This is a genomic window from Emticicia sp. C21 (assembly GCF_003418935.1).
In the GTDB taxonomy this organism is placed as follows: Bacteria; Bacteroidota; Bacteroidia; order Cytophagales; family Spirosomataceae; genus Emticicia.
In genome coordinates, this window is sequence record NZ_QVMT01000006.1 from 361520 (window position 1) to 378766 (window position 17247).

Consider the following 17247-nt stretch of genomic DNA (forward strand, 5'->3'; position numbering starts at 1 on the left):
AATAAATTATAATTCCTGATAAAGGTAAGAATGTGGATGATTTTTTATTTGTTGGTTTTAAAATGATTATAAACCCGTTTTTAAAGCCAGCCTATTACCCAACTCATCAATATCATCTTTTCTTGCCAGACTATCAATCCATTCGTTAGGGATGCTTTCATAACCATATAACAATCCGGCCAATCCTCCGGTAACTGCTCCGGTTGTATCTGTATCGCTGCCTAAATTAACTGCTTTCAAAACAGCATCTTTATAATTGTCAGTATGAAACAAACACCAGAACGAAGCTTCCAGAGTGTCAAGCACATAGCCTGATGAGCCTATCTCAGCCTCATAATATTCATGAATAGGAAGAATGGTATAATTACCAATAGGATTTTGTAAAATACGATGGTATTTATCTATTTCCATCTGTGAGCAAATAGCATTATTATTCAAAAAATCATTTACACTTTTAACCGTCTCGGCATAAGCTTTCCATTTATCTTTTAATGCCATGATTTGCAAAGCCATTTCTGTATAAATAAAGCATCCTAAAACAGAGCGGATATGCGCATGTGTAAGTGATGATACCTCTTTTACGATTTGGAATCTTTTCTTAATAGGCAAGTCTTTGGTATAAAAAACAAGCGATAAAATGCGCATCAATGAACCATTGCCATTACTCTCCTCGCCTGTTCCTCCAGCGAGGGTGGGCGTAATCCCCTTAGACAAGCTATGAATGGCTTGTGAGGTAGCAATGCCAATATCGAAAACTTTGCCATGAGGTGTCCAGACTTCAGCATTGTACCAGCCGACAAATAGTTGAGCCAATAATTTTAAATCATAACCTTTACATAGCATTTCAGCCAGACAAAAAGTAAGAGAGCTATCATCAGACCATGTACCCGCAGGTTGGCCATGTGTGCCATAACCTGTCATAAAAGTTACAGGGTTTTGTTTCAGATATTCTCTTGATTTAAACTCAACAGGTACACCTAAGGCATCGCCTACAGCTACTCCGAATAAGGCACTATGTATAAGACTTTTCATTGTTTTAATTGGTAATATTGATTCCAATGCGCTTACAAATACTTTCATCCATAATTTCAATAACTTCTTCAACTGGCACTTGCAACGCGTCTAATCTTTTTGATTTCACATATTCATATTGTTCTTTTACAAAAGGAGTAATGTCGTCAATCTTGATAATCCAATCTGTGCAGAATTTTCTAAGTATCTCTCCTTTTAGTCCCAACTGTATAGCTTTTCTTGCAATTTTGTTTCCATATGGATCATGGTCTGGGTCCCATTGCAACCGCACTTGGGTTTTAGCTAATTCTTGCTGCCATTTTTCTCTGGAATCAAAAAGTGCATCGTCAAATGAAGAAATAGTGGCTTGCTTTAAAATTTCTTCAAAGTGTATCTGAGAAATAGTAATAGCTAAAATATGTTGTTGATGATCCTTAGATGCCCAACCTGCCCGATGCATCATCCAGAGAAAACCGGGTTTTATCCATGACATTCTATTAAAACTATAGTGTTCTCCGCCAAATTTTTGGTGTATAATAGCATACCTGGCTATGCTTGGGTTAAATGCCTGATAAACAATTATATTATCCTCTACTTTTTGACCAATAACATATTTACCCTCTTTCGGTAATCTATTGAAGTGTTGTATGTAGCTTCCGGATTTCATTTTACATTAAATACTTTCTCAAAAGCCGCGATATTCTCCTGCGCTGCATTTCGGTCTAATACGGCAAACAAGATGTTTTTAAATGCCTTACTGTATTTTCCATTTTCAGTTAAATACCGGGCAAAATATTGAGCAATATCTTTAGGCTCATTCTGAAATACACCGCAGCCCCAGGCGCCCAAAACTAAGTTTTCGATGCCATTGGCAACAAAAACGGCTAATACTTTATCTATTCGCTGAAACATGGTTTGTTCTACCAAATCTAACTCAGAAATGTTATTCTGTTTCATGGCTCCCGCATTTACCGCCGGACTCGTTACAAAGGAGACTTTGTAAGGATTAGCCAGAAGCGTATCATTATCGTCTCTGAAAATCAATACCTCCGGGCTGTATATCATATAATCAGAATACAAGAAAGTATTTTGTGAGCGATTATATTCATACATTTCAAAGTGCTTTAACAGGCTTAGATACAAAGCACTGGCTCTTGACAGACTTTCTTCCTGTGCCTGGGCACCTCCTAAAAATCCCCCTCCGGGATTTTTGGCAGAAGCGAAATTCAAGCAACCTACACTTGTATTTATCTGCGTTAATTGCGATAAGGCTTCTAAAACTGTGCAGTTTTTCACTTCGATACTAGTGTCAAAGTCCAAATTATCTAGCTTAGTATTCGCTGATTCCAATATTTCATTGAAACCGTTCGGTCTGATAAGTTTAGTGTTATCAACGGAGTAATCAACCGATTCTTCGATAGTGATGGTCTTGTCATCAGCTGTATACCACCCTTGGTCTAATATTTTTAAGGTTTCTTCTGCTGTTAAGGCTCTTTTGTTTCTGTTTTTAGTCGCGCTCATGGATTTTATTTTTATATATCTCATAATTCTCTTCATCAAAACAGACGAAAACTACTTCCCGAACTGTCTTATTTTCTGAGTTGAGAAATTCCTGTACGGCCTGAATGGCTATTTCTGCTGCTTCCTCTTTTGGAAAATGATAAATTCCTGTACTGATATTGGGGAAAGCAACGGTAGCTATATTCAATTCATTGGCTATTTTGAGTGAATTATGATAGCAATTTTTTAATAGTTCTCTTTCCTTTTTATAACCTCCGCTCCAGATAGGTCCTACGGTATGAATGACATATCGACAAGGCAACTGACCACCGGATGTGTACACCGCTTCTCCTGTTTTACAACCACCTTGTCGGTTTCGTATGGCTATACATTCTTCCAGAATCTGGGGCCCACCCTTACGATGAATGGCTCCATCAACACCTCCACCACCCAGTAAGGATGAATTAGCTGCATTGACAATCGCATCTGTATCTGATACAGTGATATCGCCTTTGATTAATCTGATTGTTGCCATGAGTCCTTATGGTTTAATACTACCTTGGTTGCTTCATCATTTTTTAAAGCATCAAATTGTTTACCTATAAAAACCTTTATAATTTCTATGCCACCTATTATCTGATTGTTGAAATCTTCCAGGTCTTCTGCAGGAACCCACAATTCTTCATGAATTTTAGCCCCCACATTCTGTATCGGATATTTTTGCAAATACTCAGTTGGTAAAGAGAATCCCGTTACCACACCACAATACCCCGAAAACTCATCGTTTGTATTCCATTCTAATGCTATCTGTTCGGCATAAGCCTGATTGAGCACCGGATAGAAGATGGGTTGCCAGGATAATCGTGGCGGAAACTTTTTATAGTCACTGTCAATAATCAATTGCAATTCTTTCAGACCTATAGGTCTATATAATGTGGTTTTCATCTCATTCAAAATCGTAAACAAAGGTTTCTATATCATTTGCCAGCAGTGTTTTCTGAATCATAGGTTCTATAATTTCCCATCTACCACCTCCCAATCCACAACCTATTTTTGGCATATGAATACTTGCCTGGAGGTTTTGTGCATTTTTAGCTAAATTTGACAAGCATAATTCAACTGCTTTATAGTCAATAGGAGGTTGGTTCTTTCTTATTCCCATACCTCTTTGGGCAATCATATTGGCAACAAAAATTTCATCTTCTACCTGAATCAGCTGAATATTGCCGAGAGCAAAATCTGTTTTGGTTTTATGCCATTCTCTATAAGCTATTTCGGGTGCTTTCCATCGTTTCGAAATGGCTACAACAAAACCTTTCCCCCAACCACCTATATCATTGCAGATATGAGCAATAATCCTGGTTCCATTGGCTTGTGGAAGTGTAGCATCTCCTTTCAGATATATTATCTCTTTCATTGTATGCTCAATTCATCTCTAACTTCCATCAAAGCAAAGCCCAATAAGTTCAGGCCCTTCCACTTTTCAGGATTTTCTATGTCTTTATGGTCTGTGGCCATACCGATTCCCCAGATACTGTCAACCGGGCTGGCTTCTACCAGTACTCTATCACTTGTATTTAAAAGAAAATCTTTCAAAGCCTCATGTTGACTGAATTTGTGATAATTACCCTCTTTCACAATCTGGTAGCGATTCGCTAGCCAGATTTCTTCCAAATAATTTTTTACTTTTCTGCCTAACTTTTTAGCTTCGGCAGGTGATTTTGCGGATAAAATCTTATTTAATATCTCGTTATCTTCAAATAACTCTGCTTTCTTAGCCATCATCCAATGCTCAGCCGTTGGGTATGTAATTCCTTCTACTGTAAAAGCACTTAACCACCATTGGCTGAAACAGGTTTTGGTGATGCTCCCATCTTTTGATGGTTGATGGCCCCAGAAGAACAGGAATTTATTTCTGTTACCTGCTGATTCGTTTGCTATCAGCTTTTCTATCGTGTATTTCATTACTAATTTTCTATTGTGTGAATTTTATTCTTTCTTCTCCTGATATTTTTCGCTGTTCCACTTTTCTCTCTTCCTGCTCTTATCCAGGCTATATCCATATCGCTATTGTCTGTCATAAAAGTATCTCTTTCTGTATCATTCGCGAAACCTCCTATATATTGCCATTCGTTAGATAAAAGACCTATAATATCTACCTTATAACGAGCACTTGAAAAACAGTGGGTGATAGTAACCGATGCCGTCTTATCTTTTAAATACTCCATACTTAATGTATCAACTCCTCTGAAATCGCCAATGATAAAACAGGATTCCTCTTTTAGTGCCTGATCAATCAAAGGTTTATAGTGATCCAGCCATTCTTCAAAAGTGATGTTCCCGTGTCCTGATATGAAATAGCATATCTTTTTCATTTCTATTTATCTAAAATGTCTCCTAAATTAATCTGTACAACTCCGGCTTCCGCAACATTCTTAACCGAATCAGTAGTGAATATTTTTTCAAAATGCTGCGTCAGATTAGCAAATCCTTTACTGAATATCCCGTGGCTGATGGCTAAGTATAGCTTGCCCGCATTTTTCTTTTTCAATTCTTCTGCTAGCCCGATAAAAGTAGCGCCACCGTCGCAGATGTCGTCTACTATCATACAATCTCTGCCTTGTAAATCGTCGGCATACACTTTAAAGCCTGATAACTTACCTGTCTTTACATCTCTGCTTTTAGAGCATTCTACTACTTCAACCCCTCCTAAGTATTCCGATACCTTGTAAATTTTCTTCAAAGCACCCCCATCGGGTGAAATCAATAGAGGAGTTTCTCCAATATGTTCGATTGCCTTTTTAATAAAAGTATGATTCGGAATCACCTCACAATTATTCAACAAGGCCGGAGTTACCTCAGAATGTGGGTCAAAGACCGTTACTTTGCTGAGTTGTAAGGCATTGATAATATCGGCATACACTTTCACTGTCAAAGGCTCCCCACCCACCATCACTCTATCTTGTCGGGCCGCCGGAAAGTAGGGGATAAAAGCATTTATCTCTTTTACTTTCATTCGTTTTAAAGCATCCACTGCCACACATAAAAGCCCTAAATCATTAAATGAGTTAAGTCGGTGACTTATCACTACCTGCTCTGTAATAGCAAAGTCTGATTTGATTTTGATATGTGGTTCTCCACCTGCAAAAGTGAATGCCTCAAAACTGATGCTTTCCAGTTCCAGGAACGAGTTGAAGTTTTTATCTAAATTAATTGTTTTCATGTATTTGTGTAATTTTTACGCAAATATAAATAGAATTAAATGACATCTCAAAATGTTTTGTGTAAAATTTACGCAAATGTTATTTCAAAATGAAAACCCTTGCTTAAGAGCTGATTATAAGCGTTGTTATTAAATCTGAATAATCGGGCAGGGCGACCGCTTCCAGTATTAGGGGAAAGCGTATTTGTTTCTTCCAGAAAACCGAAGCTTAATATTTTCTTCCTGAAATTGCGGCGATCAATATCCTGTTCTAAGATAACTGTGTAGAGGCTTTCGAGGTCTGAGAAAGGAAACTCCTCAGCTAATAAATCGAAACCAATCGGTTGATAGGTCAATTTGTTTTTTAATCGTTGATGCGCTACTTTGATAATCTCGTTGTGGTCGTAACCCAGCTTAGGAACTCTATCAATCGCAAACCATTGGGCTTCTTCGGCATCGGTGTCGTTCTGATGCACCAAAGCAAAATTATCGGGATTCACCAATGCAAAATAAGCAACAGAAATAACCCTGAAACGAGGGTCGCGGTTGATATCATCGCCGAAAGTATATAACTGCTCCAGATAATTTACCTGAATGCCTGCTTCCTCCTGTAGCTCACGGGTTACGGCCTCTTTCAGTGATTCGTGTTTGAGCACAAAGCCACCCGGCAGTACCCATATACCTTTCATTTGTCCGAACTTCTGTTTTACCAACAACACATACAGCGTGTTTTGCTGATAACCAAACACAATGGCATCGACAGCTACTTTTATTTCATTCGTTTCAGACATATTCGTGGCGTATAATTTACGCAAAAGTAGCGACTAACAGCAAATATCGGTATAGAAATGGGCTGTTTTTTGAGGTAACGGTATGACTGAGATTAAAAAACTTGTCTTAACAACTATTTTTGCATTTTTCCTTGACAATGTGGTATATTCTTTGTTGTTTCGCAAATGGAATAGTTATTTGAGTACATAATTAATAAAGTTTATCATGACAGAGACATTAAACTTCGACGTTACCACAGTAGCACAAAGCAGAATTCATCAGTTTGACCCTAATAATATTGTATTTGGTTCGCTCTTTACAGACCACATGCTCGTGGCTGATTATATTGATGGACAATGGCAAACACCGAAAATTCTTCCTTTTGGTGATATCAGCTATAATCCGGCTCTGGCAAGTCTGCATTACGGACAAGCGATTTTTGAAGGAATGAAAGCTTTCAAAAATGACAACGACGAAGTATTGATGTTCCGTCCGCAAGATAATTGGAAACGTTTTAACATTTCGGCTGAACGCATGTGTATGGCACAAGTGCCGGAAGAAATATTCATTGGTGGGTTGGAAGAATTGTTGCGTTTAGATGCTGCCTGGGTACCCAAAGGTGAAGATAATTCATTGTATCTAAGACCATTCATGATTTCTAGTGATGTGTATCTGGGTGTTCGTCCATCACAAAACTATCGTTTCATGATTATTATGAGTCCGGCAGGTAAATACTACTCTACGCCGCCGAAAGTGAAAGTAGAAACTGAATTTATCCGTGCGGCTCCGGGTGGCGTAGGTTATGCGAAATGTGCAGGTAACTATGCGGCTTCGTTGTATCCGGCTAAATTGGCGCAACAACAAGGATATACACAATTATTATGGACAGATGCCATTGAACATAAATATTTTGAAGAGTCAGGTACCATGAACGTGATGTTTGTGATAGATGGTAAGCTGGTTACGCCTGCAGTAAGCAGTACTATCCTGAAAGGTGTTACCCGTGATTCTTTGGTAAAATTAGCACAATCGATGGGTATTGAAGTTGAAGAAAGAAGAGTATCGGTAGAGGAGGTAATCTCAGGTATCAGCAATGGCACTGTAACAGAGGTATTTGGTGCAGGAACAGCCGTAGTGGTATCACCGTTTGCTGCTATTGGTTTTGAAGGTGAAGATTATGACTTACCTGAAATCACCGAAAAATCTATCTCTTCTCAATTGAAAAAAGCCTTGAACGATGTTCGCACAGGTAAAGTAGAAGATACTTTCGGTTGGGTTTGGAAAGTGAATGCTTAAGACAATTTAAAGTAAATTCAGTTTAGCAGTATTCTGCAAAATTTTATGGAAGAACAACATCCGAATATTCAATTAATAGGAGCTTTTTTTTCAGCATATGCTGAGAATAATTACGATAAAATAGGTGAAGTACTTGATGAAAATATAAAATGGCATATACCTGGAACACACCCACTCAGTGGAACAAAAGTGGGGATTGAATCAGTTTTAGAATATTTTCAACAATTAGGAAAAGGGTCATTTAAGGCCGAACCAATAGTTATGGGCGTTAACGAAAATTTTGTGATTGACTGCCATAGGAATTGGAGCAACCTTGAAAACGAAGAGAATCTGAATAATATGTCATGTCTTTTGTGGAAAATTGGAAATGGCAAAATTGTCGAAGTACATAATTTCCCTGAAAATCAACAGATAGTAGATTCATTTTTCTCAAAATTGTATAGTTAATGATGTTTTAATAGATTGAGTATAAAACGACCCCGGGACCGTCAATTTTCTGATGTTTCGGGGTTGTTTGCTTATCTTCAACGTAAAGATTTCTACTATATATAGTTCTTCTGACAATTAGTTTTTTTTATTCACTACAAGTAATTGATAAGTTTGAATAAAGTAAAGAAACTAAGCTCTTGAGAAAACCTCTTCTTATTCTCAAAATAATTTTCATGATAGTATGCCTGCATACTGATTTTTTTCTACATTTGTGGTTACCCGAAGCGCAAACACCAATGAGGAAGGAAAAAACGATAGATTTTCATCTAAAATGGGCCTGGCATGCTATTTCACGCATGTACAATGCCTATGCAAGCCAATATGATATAACCATGGCCATTGGCTATGTATTGCTTAATATTGATTCAGAGAAAGGTACACCTGCTACAAAAATAGGCCCCTCGATAGGTATGGAGCCCCGTAGCCTGACCCGCATGCTGAAAACATTGGAAGAAAAAGGCTGGATTTATCGTGAAACCGATGCTGATGACAAGCGTTTCGTAAAAGTATATCTGACGGAGGAAGGCAAAAGAAAAAGAAACTTTGCGCGCGAGGGAGTAATCATCTTCAATAAGAAGATTCAGGAAGTGATACCTGCCGACAAACTAGCTGTTTTTTTTGAGGTGATTAAAGAAATTAATTCACTGGTAGATGAAGAAAACAGTAAGGTAAAAGATAATATTATATTCGAAATAATGGATTGAGAGCATGTTTAAAAATTATAATTCGACCTACAAAGGCATCTTTTTAAGCTATACTGCGTTGCATTTTTTCGCCGTAGCTGCTGGCTACGTCTGCAAAATGCGCCTTGTCTAGCTTAAAAATCTGTCCTTTTCGGCCAGAATAACAATATTTAAACCTGCTCAAAATAAAGGTCTGAGTACTCAGACCTTTATTTTTTCTTTCAGAAACTCTGCTGTATAGTTGTTTTCGAGTTTTACCATTTCTTCCGGTGTACCTTCAAAGGTTACATAACCACCTTTTTCTCCCCCTTCCGGCCCTAAATCAATAATCCAATCGGCTGATTTAATGATTTCCATATTATGTTCAATGATAATCACCGAATCTCCCTGGTCTACTAAGGCATTAATGGCTTTCAGTAGTTTCTTAATGTCATGAAAATGTAGTCCGGTAGTAGGTTCGTCAAATACGAATAAGGTTTTGCCTTTATCTGCATTGCCTTTGCTTAAAAAGAATGCCAGTTTTACCCGTTGTGCTTCTCCACCTGATAGAGTACTTGACGATTGCCCCAAACCGATATAGCCCAAACCAACATCTTGTAGAGGTTGTAGTTTGTCCGCCAGTTTAGGGTCACTTTCTTTAAAAAATTCTATAGCCTCATCAACCGTCATGGCCAGAATATCGGCAATATCCTTGTCTTTATATTTTACTTCCAGAATCTCCTGTTTGAAACGCTTACCTCCGCAGCTTTCACATTTCAGGCGCACATCAGCCATGAATTGCATTTCAATGGTTTGTTCTCCCTCACCCTGGCAAGCTTCACAGCGTCCACCATCTACGTTGAACGAGAAAAACGCAGGCTTATAATCGCGGGCTTTTGATAATTGCTGATCAGCCATTAACTGTCTGATATAATCATAGGCCTTGATATAAGTTACCGGATTAGAGCGGGAAGATTTACCGATTGGATTCTGGTCGACCATCTCAATCTGGGTGATTCTGTCTAGCGAACCTATTAAATCGCTGTACTTTCCGGCCTCTTCGCTGTATTCTCCTTTCAATCGGGCAATGGCAGGGAATAAGATTTTGCGTACTAAAGTAGATTTCCCGGAGCCACTCACACCTGTTACCACGTTCAGTACGCCTATCGGAAATTTTACATCCACTTCTTTTAAGTTATTTTCCCGGGCACCTCTGATTTCAATAAAATCAACAGGTTTTCTTCTTTGGGTGGGTACTGATACCTGATCTTCGCCAGTCAGGAAGCGAATGGTGTGGCTGCCTCCGGCTTTTTCTGCTTTCTTCACATCCTCCCAATTCCCCTGAAAAATCAGATTCCCTCCCAGTGTTCCTGCATCCGGGCCAATATCCACAATTTCGTCAGCGGCCATCATTACCTCTTCTTCGTGTTCTACTACCACCACACTATTACCCAAGTCTCGTAAAGATTCCAAAACCCCAACTAATCGACGAGTATCTCTTGGGTGTAGACCAATACTTGGCTCATCAAGAATATACATAGAACCCACCAATGCACTACCTAAGGAAGTAGCCAATTTAATGCGTTGAAACTCACCACCTGATAAGCTGGATGTCAATCGGTTTAAGGTCAAATACCCCAAACCTACCCGCTCCATAAAGTCGAGGCGGCTATTAATCTCTATCAGTATTCGTTTAGCAATCCCTTGCTGGTAATCAGGCAATTCCAGTTTTTTGAAGAATTGAATGACATCGGAGATTGGCATTAATACCAAATCTGTAATGGAAATACCCCCGATTTTTACATAAGCCGCGTCTTTACGCAAGCGAGAGCCCCGACAATCCGGGCAATCTGTGCGCCCACGATAGCGTGAGAGCATCACTCTGTATTGTACTTTATATACCTGACTTTCAACATCAGCAAAGAAGGCATTTAAGCCCTGGAAATAAGAGTTACCTGTCCAGAGTAAGTCTTTCTGTTCTTGTGTCAGGTCTCTGTAAGCCCTATGAATCGGGAAATCAAAACGGATACCATTTCTCAATAAAGGAGCTAACCATTCACTCATCCTATCTGTTCGCCACGGCACAATGGCTCCTTCAAAAATTGAAAGATTTTTGTCAGGTATTACTAAATCAGGATCTATACCCAATATTTTACCAAAACCTTCGCAACGTTTACAAGCGCCATAAGGATTATTGAATGTAAACAGATTGACGCTTGGTTCTTCAAAGGTCAGCCCGTCTAATTCAAATTTATCAGAGAAAACGCGTTTTTCTACACCCACTATATCTATAATACACTCACCCTCTCCCTCAAGAAATGCTGTTTGTACCGAATCTGAGAAACGGAATTGCGTATCTTCATCATCATGTTTTACAGTATTTCTATCAATCAGAATTTCGATTTTATGCTTTGTTTCATCAATCACATAACTATCCTCTACAATTTCTTCAATCTGCTTGATTTCGCCATCAATCAACACACGGGTATAGCCTTTTTGGAGGAGTAAGTCTAATTCCTTCTTGATTTTACGGTCATCTTTAATTTTTAAAGGAGTAAGCACCATTACTCTTGTGCCCTCGGCGTGTGAAAGAATAAAATTCACCACATCGGTAACGGTATCTTTTTTTACTTCTCTTCCGGTCATTGGGGAATAAGTAATACCGATATGGGCAAATAAGAGTTTGAGGTAATCATAAATTTCGGTAGTAGTACCAACCGTTGAGCGTGGGTTTTTGGTTGCTACTTTTTGCTCAATAGCTATGGCAGGAGATACCCCCTTGATATATTCTACATCGGGTTTCTCCATACGCCCTAAAAACTGGCGGGCATACGAACTCAAACTCTCGACATACATGCGTTGCCCCTCAGCAAAAAGGGTATCAAAAGCCAATGATGATTTTCCACTTCCTGACAAGCCTGTTACTACCACCAGTTTGTTTCGTGGAATAGCAACATCTATATTCTTTAAATTATTTACTTTAGCTCCTTTAATGATGATAAATTGCTTAGGGTCAAGATTATCAACATCTGGATATTTTATAAAACTACGCGAAGAATTTTCCATGAAGAAAAAGCCTGTTCTCCCCAACGAAAGCTCAGGTATGTATATTTGGAGTTAGATAAATCGTACAATAAAACAAGTGTAGTAATTAAGTAAAATTAGTTGATGTTTACTGAGGATTTAAACATTTGATAATCAATACATTAATCGCTCATTCACACAATCACTCATTCACTAAATCACCTAAACGAGGCAAAACCTCATCTATTGTAACCAAATATCGATAGAGATAGTTCTTTATTATCGGTCAATAATTATGCGCTCGGTTTTCTCAAAATCAGCGCCTTTTATTTTCACTAGATAGTGACCGTTTTCTACCTTGTTTAAATCAAGGTCTTTGCGCTCAGTGGTATCTGTGATATAAAATCTATATGCCAATTTACCTGATATAGTATAGAAAAGCAGTTCTACATTCTTCAGATTTTCTTTGGTTTCTAGATAAATAATATCAACAGCCGGATTGGGATATAACGTAATAGCGTCACTGGCTAGTTTTAAGAACAAAGACTTTGAAGGTACAGACTCGCAGATGAGTGTACGATTCCCCAATTGATAAGTTCTGACAACCGTAACCTGATAAGCCCCCGGCTCCTGTACTTTCAGCGAAGATAATTTAGACGTCGTAAATTTAGTATTTTCACGAATCCACTGAAACTGGTCTGATGCGCCAAGTGTTACATTTTGTGCCAACAAAGTATAGATACCCAATTTATCTATATCTGGTGTTTTTGGTGTTTCTCTGATGTGAGCATTTTGTGGGTCTGATTCCTGTACACAACCAAAAGAGGTAATGGCCTTTACTTTAAAAGTATAATCACCCACCGAATCTACTGAAATCTCTTTGGCTGTGCTATTATTAGTCCACTGAACATTCTCATTCGAATCTGTTCTTAATTTAATACTGGTTCCTTTACAGGCTAATGTATCAGGCGAAAAAGTAATGCGAGGTTTAGCAGGAAGCGGGTTGATTCGCACACTTACATTATCTGATAGCTCTTTGCAACCAAAAGCATTGGTAGCCTCAACATTAAAATCATAAACGCCTACAGCATCTATCGAAAAGTCTTTGGTAGTAATATTATTATTCCAACGTAGAATATCATCGTTATTCACACTCAATTGAATGGTGGCTCCCTCACAGACTGAGGCGCTCGGCGAAACGGCAATCTTTGGCTTAACAGGCGCAGGATTTATCTTTACTTCGGTATTATCCGAATTAGCCGAATAACATCCAAATTCATTGAAACCCTTTACAGAATATTGTCCGCTATTACTGACAGTTATATCCTGCGCAGCAGTCCCTGTACTCCATTGAAAATTTCTAAATTCATCGCCGTTAGCTCTCAGATTAACGCTTGACCTCACATTTGCACAGAACTCTAAATCTTCTGCATGTGTTATATGTGGTCTTGTAACAGGATAAATAAAGTTGGTATTTACACTTGGCACTAATAACTGATTACCCTGATTGTCTCTGACTTTTACAGAATATGTTCCTTTATTAACTGTTATCTGATTTGTGTTGCCGCCATTAGACCATTCATAGTTTGTCAGGTTGTTTGGCAATGTCAATGTTGCCTGATTAGTAGCATTGCAGGCGAGATTTATATCTACTGCAGAGCGAGCCATTACAGGAGTAGAACTTAGAAAAAAATTATTGTCTAAGTAGTTATTCCAGGCTTCAGCTAGCATAGTCAGACCCATATTTCCGGGCCCTGCGTTATTAAAATGTACAAAATCAGGTCTGTTTGGTTGCAAATCGTCAGTAAATGGCCCCGGGAATACATTATTCCCTGCGCGTCCGATAACAATATTCTGTCCTCCGATAATTTCAGGATTTGATGGATGCTGATAAGTAAGGGAGGTACGTGCCACTACCCAACTTAAATTACCACTAAATTGAGCACGCGTAATGTCTATTAATGTTTGCAGATTAGAAGCATAATCTGTAGCCGATAGTTGTTTAGGGAAATTATCGGTTTCACCTTGTAGCCACAATAGAGAGCGAACACCTAACAATGCCCCATAATAATGTAAGGTATTGCGCAGATTGGTATAGGGTAAGCCTTTGGGCATTACCTGGCCAAATATATTGATTGTAGGCTTGCCTTCCGCACTTTCGCGCCAGTTAATAACCGAAACGCTTAGTTCTCCGGCATTAAAAAACATGATAGGTACATTCAGCTTTTTAGCTAATCGATCTCCTAATTCGCCATAACACCAGGCCGTATTTCCGGCAGGGGCTATATCAACTTCAGCTTCTAAATGAACAAAGTTTAGGTTTTCCGGTAGCGGGTCTAAAACTGCTTTATTGCTAAAATTAACGGCATTTACTCTGTCATCAGTTGCTCTTAAAACATTGTTACCAGGTAGTTCTGAAAGAGGAAGACCCGAAGCATTTGACTGCCCTAAAGCCACAAATACTTCACCAATACCTACTCTATCGACAGTAATAGTTTGTAGAACCACAGTGTTTTTTGAGGCCCTAACCTCCAGCTTATACCAGCCACCAAAGCCGGGCATTCTACCAGAAAAATAGCCTGCTTTCGGATTCTCCTGTATGGTGAGCCAATCCATAGGTGTACCCTGGCCCTCTGTGACCGGAATCAACCTTGCTTCGACTTTATCGATAGGCTGGGAGTAGTTTCCTATAATATTAATGAAGCCTAAATTATCATTATTTCGCTGAAAAACGGCCCGGTTAGTAGGAAAAGAGAGCGAAATCTGAGCGAACGTATTGGTGGTAAAAAGTAAAATACAAAACGACAAAATATGCCTTCTTCTGGCAAATTGAAAAGGGTTAAAGAACATCTTAAACAGTTTTTTGCAGGGTTTTTGGCAAAATTAAGATTTTTGACTGACATATTGTCAACCACGTATCATTATTAGTAAATAAATGAGTAGTAAACACAGACTAAATGCCCTAATTTTGCAAAAAATTGATTAATTGAGTATTGGAAACACCATTTGCAGTAATTTTTGATATGGACGGTGTCATTTGCGACACGAACCCTCACCACTCACTTGCCTGGAAAGCATTCTTGAAAAAATTTGAGATTGATGCCACTGAAGACGAGTTCATTGCCCACATGTATGGCAAAAGCAATAGTTATATTCTGAAATACTTCCTTAAAAGAGACGTAATAGGAGATGAATTTATTGCGATGGAGTTTGAAAAAGAAGCACTTTTTAGAGAATTATATGAACCGGAGGTAATACCGATTGCAGGTTTAATGGAATTTATAGCCGATTTAAAGGCCAACGGTGTAAAAACAGGTATTGCCACTTCGGCACCGGTCGAGAACCTTAGATTGATTCTGAGCAAATTGCCATTGGTTTCTCAGATGGAATCTCTACTATCAAGTTCAGATGTAATTCACCACAAACCTAACCCGGAAGTGTATCTGAAATCAGCTGCGAATCTGGGTGTGTTGCCAGAAAACTGTGTGATATTTGAAGATTCTCATGCAGGTGTATCAGCAGGCAAAGCAGCGGGAGCAAAGGTAATAGGGGTATTGAGTACCTATAAAAAAGAAGAGTTGCCTGTTTGTAATGATTATGTGGTGAATTATAAGGAAATGAGTTATCAGAAAATTAAATCCCTATTTGAATCATGATAATAGAACACCTGGCTATCTGGGTAAGAGACCTGGAATTGATGCGGAGTTTCTACGTGAAATATTTCAACGGGAAATCGAACGAGAAATATAGAAACGATAAGAAAAACTTTGAGTCGTACTTTATTTCTTTTGATTCAGGTGCAAGATTAGAATTGATGCAAATGCCCGGTATTACAGATGCAGGAAATAATGGGTACGAACAGTTTATAGGTATTACACATCTTGCAGTTTCGGTAGGTACTAAAGAAAAGGTAGATGAACTGACTGAGGTTTTCAGAAAAGATTCTTTTGAAATTGTAGGTGAACCTCGTTGGACAGGAGACGGCTATTATGAAAGCGTGATTCTAGACCCGGAAAAAAACAGAATTGAGATTACGGCTTAGAATGCCGAAAAATATTTTACCAAAGAAAAGCGTATCATCCGTCAATATACGAGTATTGTATGTGTTTCGTCATTATAAAGAGTCATGTTTAAGCACTTATCCACTTTCTTCTTTCATCGTCAGAGTCTGGCTGTAGCTATGGTTTTTACAGCTATGGGCATTTTGTTTGGTAGCTGGGCTACATTAATTCCCTTTATTAAACAAAAATATACCTTAGACGATGCCCAGTTAGGTCTCCTGTTACTTTGTCTGCCTCTGGGAGCAGCGGGTATGAATCCGTTTACTACTATTCTGATTAATCGTTTTGGTATGCGCACTATGACATTAGTCGGACTGATTTTTATGTCGATAGTGTATGCTATGCCAGTCAGTATGAGTTATCTGCCTTTAGTAGCTTTCAGTCTGTTTTTAGTGGGTCTCAGCATTTCAGTTACCAATGTATCGATGAATACCTGTGTTACAAGTCTGGAGCATCAATACAATATTAATATTATGTCAACCTGCCACGGGATGTTTAGTGCAGGCTTGATGTTGGGTTCTATTCTGGCGAGTTTTACACAGGGTATGAAAATATCTCCGGCCTATCATATGTGGATACTGGCCTTTAGTTTCATTTCTTTAGCTTTTTTTATTCGCCCCACAGTTATCAGTATTCATGAAGAAAAAATAGAACAGAACGATGGAGCTAAATTCGTATTCCCAAAAGGAGCCCTATTATTAATGATATTAATAAGTCTTTGCACCAATATCACCGAAGGAACAATGGCTGACTGGACAGCGGTCTATATGAGAGATGTAGTACAGACCCCTGATTATTTCATTGGCTGGGGATTAGCAGGCTATTCCTTTTGTATGTCTGTGGGTCGTTTTGCAGGCGATGCGCTTATTCCTCGTTATGGCGGCAATGCTGTTTTAAGAATCGGCGGTATTATTGCTATCTGTGGTATTATCATTGCCATTGCCTTACCTTATACTATTACAGCCATTATAGGCTTTGCTATGGTAGGGGCAGGGGTTTCTTGCGGAGCACCTATATTATATGGTAGCTCAGCCAGAGTACCGGGCATGGCCAAAGGTGCAGGATTAGCAACTATGAATACCTTTAGCATGGCCGGGTTTCTGGCTGGCCCTGTGTTAATAGGTTTTGTTTCTGAAAGCATTAATTTACCATTTGCCTTTGGCATAATCGCTTCTTTGGGTTTAATATGGGTTTTATTAGTAAATAAGGTGAAATTATACTAATTTTAATG

General features: G+C 38.7%; 18 protein-coding genes. 6 read left to right on the forward strand and 12 right to left on the reverse strand.

Annotated features, from left to right (window positions below; genetic code table 11):
* Positions 1-66: 66 nt before the first annotated feature.
* The 10 genes from D0T08_RS16245 to D0T08_RS16290 all read right to left on the reverse strand — a co-directional run bounded on the left by D0T08_RS16245 (position 67) and on the right by D0T08_RS16290 (position 6504).
* Entirely contained in the window at positions 67-1032 is a 966-nt protein-coding gene (locus tag D0T08_RS16245) for an ADP-ribosylglycohydrolase family protein (RefSeq protein ID WP_116983791.1), read from the reverse strand.
* A 4-nt stretch (positions 1033-1036) separates the two neighbouring features.
* Positions 1037-1678 carry a DUF4291 domain-containing protein gene (locus tag D0T08_RS16250; RefSeq protein WP_116983715.1) on the reverse strand — a complete coding sequence of 214 codons (642 nt, stop codon included), beginning with the start codon at positions 1676-1678 and terminating at the stop codon, positions 1037-1039.
* Positions 1675-2532, reverse strand: a complete 858-nt coding sequence (locus D0T08_RS16255) for a TIGR02452 family protein (RefSeq protein WP_158561281.1) — start codon at positions 2530-2532, stop codon at positions 1675-1677. Before D0T08_RS16255 ends, D0T08_RS16250 begins: the two co-directional genes overlap by 4 nt.
* The gene (locus D0T08_RS16260; RefSeq protein WP_116983717.1) at positions 2519-3046 is read right to left on the reverse strand and encodes an O-acetyl-ADP-ribose deacetylase; all 528 of its coding nucleotides are present in this window, start codon (positions 3044-3046) and stop codon (positions 2519-2521) included. Before D0T08_RS16260 ends, D0T08_RS16255 begins: the two co-directional genes overlap by 14 nt.
* Complete coding sequence (locus tag D0T08_RS16265) at positions 3028-3456, reverse strand: ADP-ribosylation/crystallin J1 (protein ID WP_116983718.1); 429 nt, start codon at positions 3454-3456, stop codon at positions 3028-3030. The genes D0T08_RS16260 and D0T08_RS16265 overlap by 19 nt, the downstream gene beginning before the upstream one ends.
* A gap of 1 nt (position 3457) precedes the next feature.
* A complete protein-coding gene (locus D0T08_RS16270) occupies positions 3458-3928 on the reverse strand; it encodes a macro domain-containing protein (RefSeq protein WP_116983719.1) in 471 nt (156 codons plus the stop codon).
* Positions 3925-4476 carry an NADAR family protein gene (locus D0T08_RS16275; protein ID WP_116983720.1) on the reverse strand — a complete coding sequence of 184 codons (552 nt, stop codon included), beginning with the start codon at positions 4474-4476 and terminating at the stop codon, positions 3925-3927. Before D0T08_RS16275 ends, D0T08_RS16270 begins: the two co-directional genes overlap by 4 nt.
* 2 nt (positions 4477-4478) lie before the next feature.
* The gene (locus tag D0T08_RS16280; protein ID WP_199538172.1) at positions 4479-4886 is read right to left on the reverse strand and encodes a hypothetical protein; all 408 of its coding nucleotides are present in this window, start codon (positions 4884-4886) and stop codon (positions 4479-4481) included.
* A 2-nt stretch (positions 4887-4888) separates the two neighbouring features.
* Entirely contained in the window at positions 4889-5734 is an 846-nt protein-coding gene (gene prs, locus D0T08_RS16285) for a ribose-phosphate diphosphokinase (RefSeq protein WP_116983722.1), read from the reverse strand.
* Between the two features lie 68 nt (positions 5735-5802).
* Positions 5803-6504, reverse strand: coding sequence for an NrtR DNA-binding winged helix domain-containing protein (locus D0T08_RS16290; protein WP_116983723.1), 702 nt, complete (start codon positions 6502-6504; stop codon positions 5803-5805).
* 205 nt (positions 6505-6709) lie between these two features.
* Between D0T08_RS16290 and D0T08_RS16295 the strand changes: the two genes are divergently transcribed.
* The 3 genes from D0T08_RS16295 (at position 6710) to D0T08_RS16305 (ending at position 8973) form a co-directional block, all read left to right on the forward strand.
* On the forward strand, positions 6710-7780 hold the full coding sequence (locus D0T08_RS16295; RefSeq protein WP_116983724.1) for a branched-chain amino acid aminotransferase: 1071 nt from the start codon (positions 6710-6712) through the stop codon (positions 7778-7780).
* A gap of 45 nt (positions 7781-7825) precedes the next feature.
* Complete coding sequence (locus tag D0T08_RS16300) at positions 7826-8227, forward strand: nuclear transport factor 2 family protein (RefSeq protein ID WP_116983725.1); 402 nt, start codon at positions 7826-7828, stop codon at positions 8225-8227.
* Positions 8228-8505: 278 nt separating this feature from the next.
* Positions 8506-8973 (forward strand): MarR family winged helix-turn-helix transcriptional regulator, encoded by a 468-nt coding sequence (locus D0T08_RS16305; protein ID WP_116983726.1) that lies wholly within the window; start codon positions 8506-8508, stop codon positions 8971-8973.
* Between the two features lie 180 nt (positions 8974-9153).
* Here the strand turns inward: D0T08_RS16305 and uvrA are convergent, their stop codons facing one another.
* Both uvrA and D0T08_RS16315 read right to left on the reverse strand, forming a co-directional pair.
* On the reverse strand, positions 9154-11997 hold the full coding sequence (gene uvrA, locus D0T08_RS16310; protein ID WP_116983727.1) for an excinuclease ABC subunit UvrA: 2844 nt from the start codon (positions 11995-11997) through the stop codon (positions 9154-9156).
* A gap of 237 nt (positions 11998-12234) precedes the next feature.
* The gene (locus D0T08_RS16315) at positions 12235-14805 is read right to left on the reverse strand and encodes a T9SS type A sorting domain-containing protein (RefSeq protein ID WP_116983728.1); all 2571 of its coding nucleotides are present in this window, start codon (positions 14803-14805) and stop codon (positions 12235-12237) included.
* A 143-nt stretch (positions 14806-14948) separates the two neighbouring features.
* On the opposite strand from D0T08_RS16315, the gene D0T08_RS16320 reads away from it, so the two are divergent.
* The 3 genes from D0T08_RS16320 (at position 14949) to D0T08_RS16330 (ending at position 17239) form a co-directional block, all read left to right on the forward strand.
* The gene (locus tag D0T08_RS16320; RefSeq protein ID WP_116983729.1) at positions 14949-15611 is read left to right on the forward strand and encodes an HAD family phosphatase; all 663 of its coding nucleotides are present in this window, start codon (positions 14949-14951) and stop codon (positions 15609-15611) included.
* Entirely contained in the window at positions 15608-15997 is a 390-nt protein-coding gene (locus D0T08_RS16325; protein WP_116983730.1) for a VOC family protein, read from the forward strand. The genes D0T08_RS16320 and D0T08_RS16325 overlap by 4 nt, the downstream gene beginning before the upstream one ends.
* Positions 15998-16081: 84 nt before the next feature.
* Entirely contained in the window at positions 16082-17239 is a 1158-nt protein-coding gene (locus D0T08_RS16330; RefSeq protein WP_116983731.1) for an MFS transporter, read from the forward strand.
* Positions 17240-17247 lie beyond the last annotated feature (8 nt).

Excerpts from the sequence above, each read along its gene's own strand:
- D0T08_RS16245 (WP_116983791.1), bottom strand. The coding sequence starts at position 1,032 with ATGAAAAGTCTTATACATAGTGCCTTATTCGGAGTAGCTGTAGGCGAT.
- D0T08_RS16250 (WP_116983715.1), bottom strand. The coding sequence starts at position 1,678 with ATGAAATCCGGAAGCTACATACAACACTTCAATAGATTACCGAAAGAG.
- D0T08_RS16255 (WP_158561281.1), bottom strand. The coding sequence starts at position 2,532 with ATGAGCGCGACTAAAAACAGAAACAAAAGAGCCTTAACAGCAGAAGAA.
- D0T08_RS16260 (WP_116983717.1), bottom strand. The coding sequence starts at position 3,046 with ATGGCAACAATCAGATTAATCAAAGGCGATATCACTGTATCAGATACA.
- D0T08_RS16265 (WP_116983718.1), bottom strand. The coding sequence starts at position 3,456 with ATGAAAACCACATTATATAGACCTATAGGTCTGAAAGAATTGCAATTG.
- D0T08_RS16270 (WP_116983719.1), bottom strand. The coding sequence starts at position 3,928 with ATGAAAGAGATAATATATCTGAAAGGAGATGCTACACTTCCACAAGCC.
- D0T08_RS16275 (WP_116983720.1), bottom strand. The coding sequence starts at position 4,476 with ATGAAATACACGATAGAAAAGCTGATAGCAAACGAATCAGCAGGTAAC.
- D0T08_RS16280 (WP_199538172.1), bottom strand. The coding sequence starts at position 4,886 with ATGAAAAAGATATGCTATTTCATATCAGGACACGGGAACATCACTTTT.
- prs (WP_116983722.1), bottom strand. The coding sequence starts at position 5,734 with ATGAAAACAATTAATTTAGATAAAAACTTCAACTCGTTCCTGGAACTG.
- D0T08_RS16290 (WP_116983723.1), bottom strand. The coding sequence starts at position 6,504 with ATGTCTGAAACGAATGAAATAAAAGTAGCTGTCGATGCCATTGTGTTT.
- D0T08_RS16295 (WP_116983724.1), top strand. The coding sequence starts at position 6,710 with ATGACAGAGACATTAAACTTCGACGTTACCACAGTAGCACAAAGCAGA.
- D0T08_RS16300 (WP_116983725.1), top strand. The coding sequence starts at position 7,826 with ATGGAAGAACAACATCCGAATATTCAATTAATAGGAGCTTTTTTTTCA.
- D0T08_RS16305 (WP_116983726.1), top strand. The coding sequence starts at position 8,506 with ATGAGGAAGGAAAAAACGATAGATTTTCATCTAAAATGGGCCTGGCAT.
- uvrA (WP_116983727.1), bottom strand. The coding sequence starts at position 11,997 with ATGGAAAATTCTTCGCGTAGTTTTATAAAATATCCAGATGTTGATAAT.
- D0T08_RS16315 (WP_116983728.1), bottom strand. The coding sequence starts at position 14,805 with ATGTTCTTTAACCCTTTTCAATTTGCCAGAAGAAGGCATATTTTGTCG.
- D0T08_RS16325 (WP_116983730.1), top strand. The coding sequence starts at position 15,608 with ATGATAATAGAACACCTGGCTATCTGGGTAAGAGACCTGGAATTGATG.
- D0T08_RS16330 (WP_116983731.1), top strand. The coding sequence starts at position 16,082 with ATGTTTAAGCACTTATCCACTTTCTTCTTTCATCGTCAGAGTCTGGCT.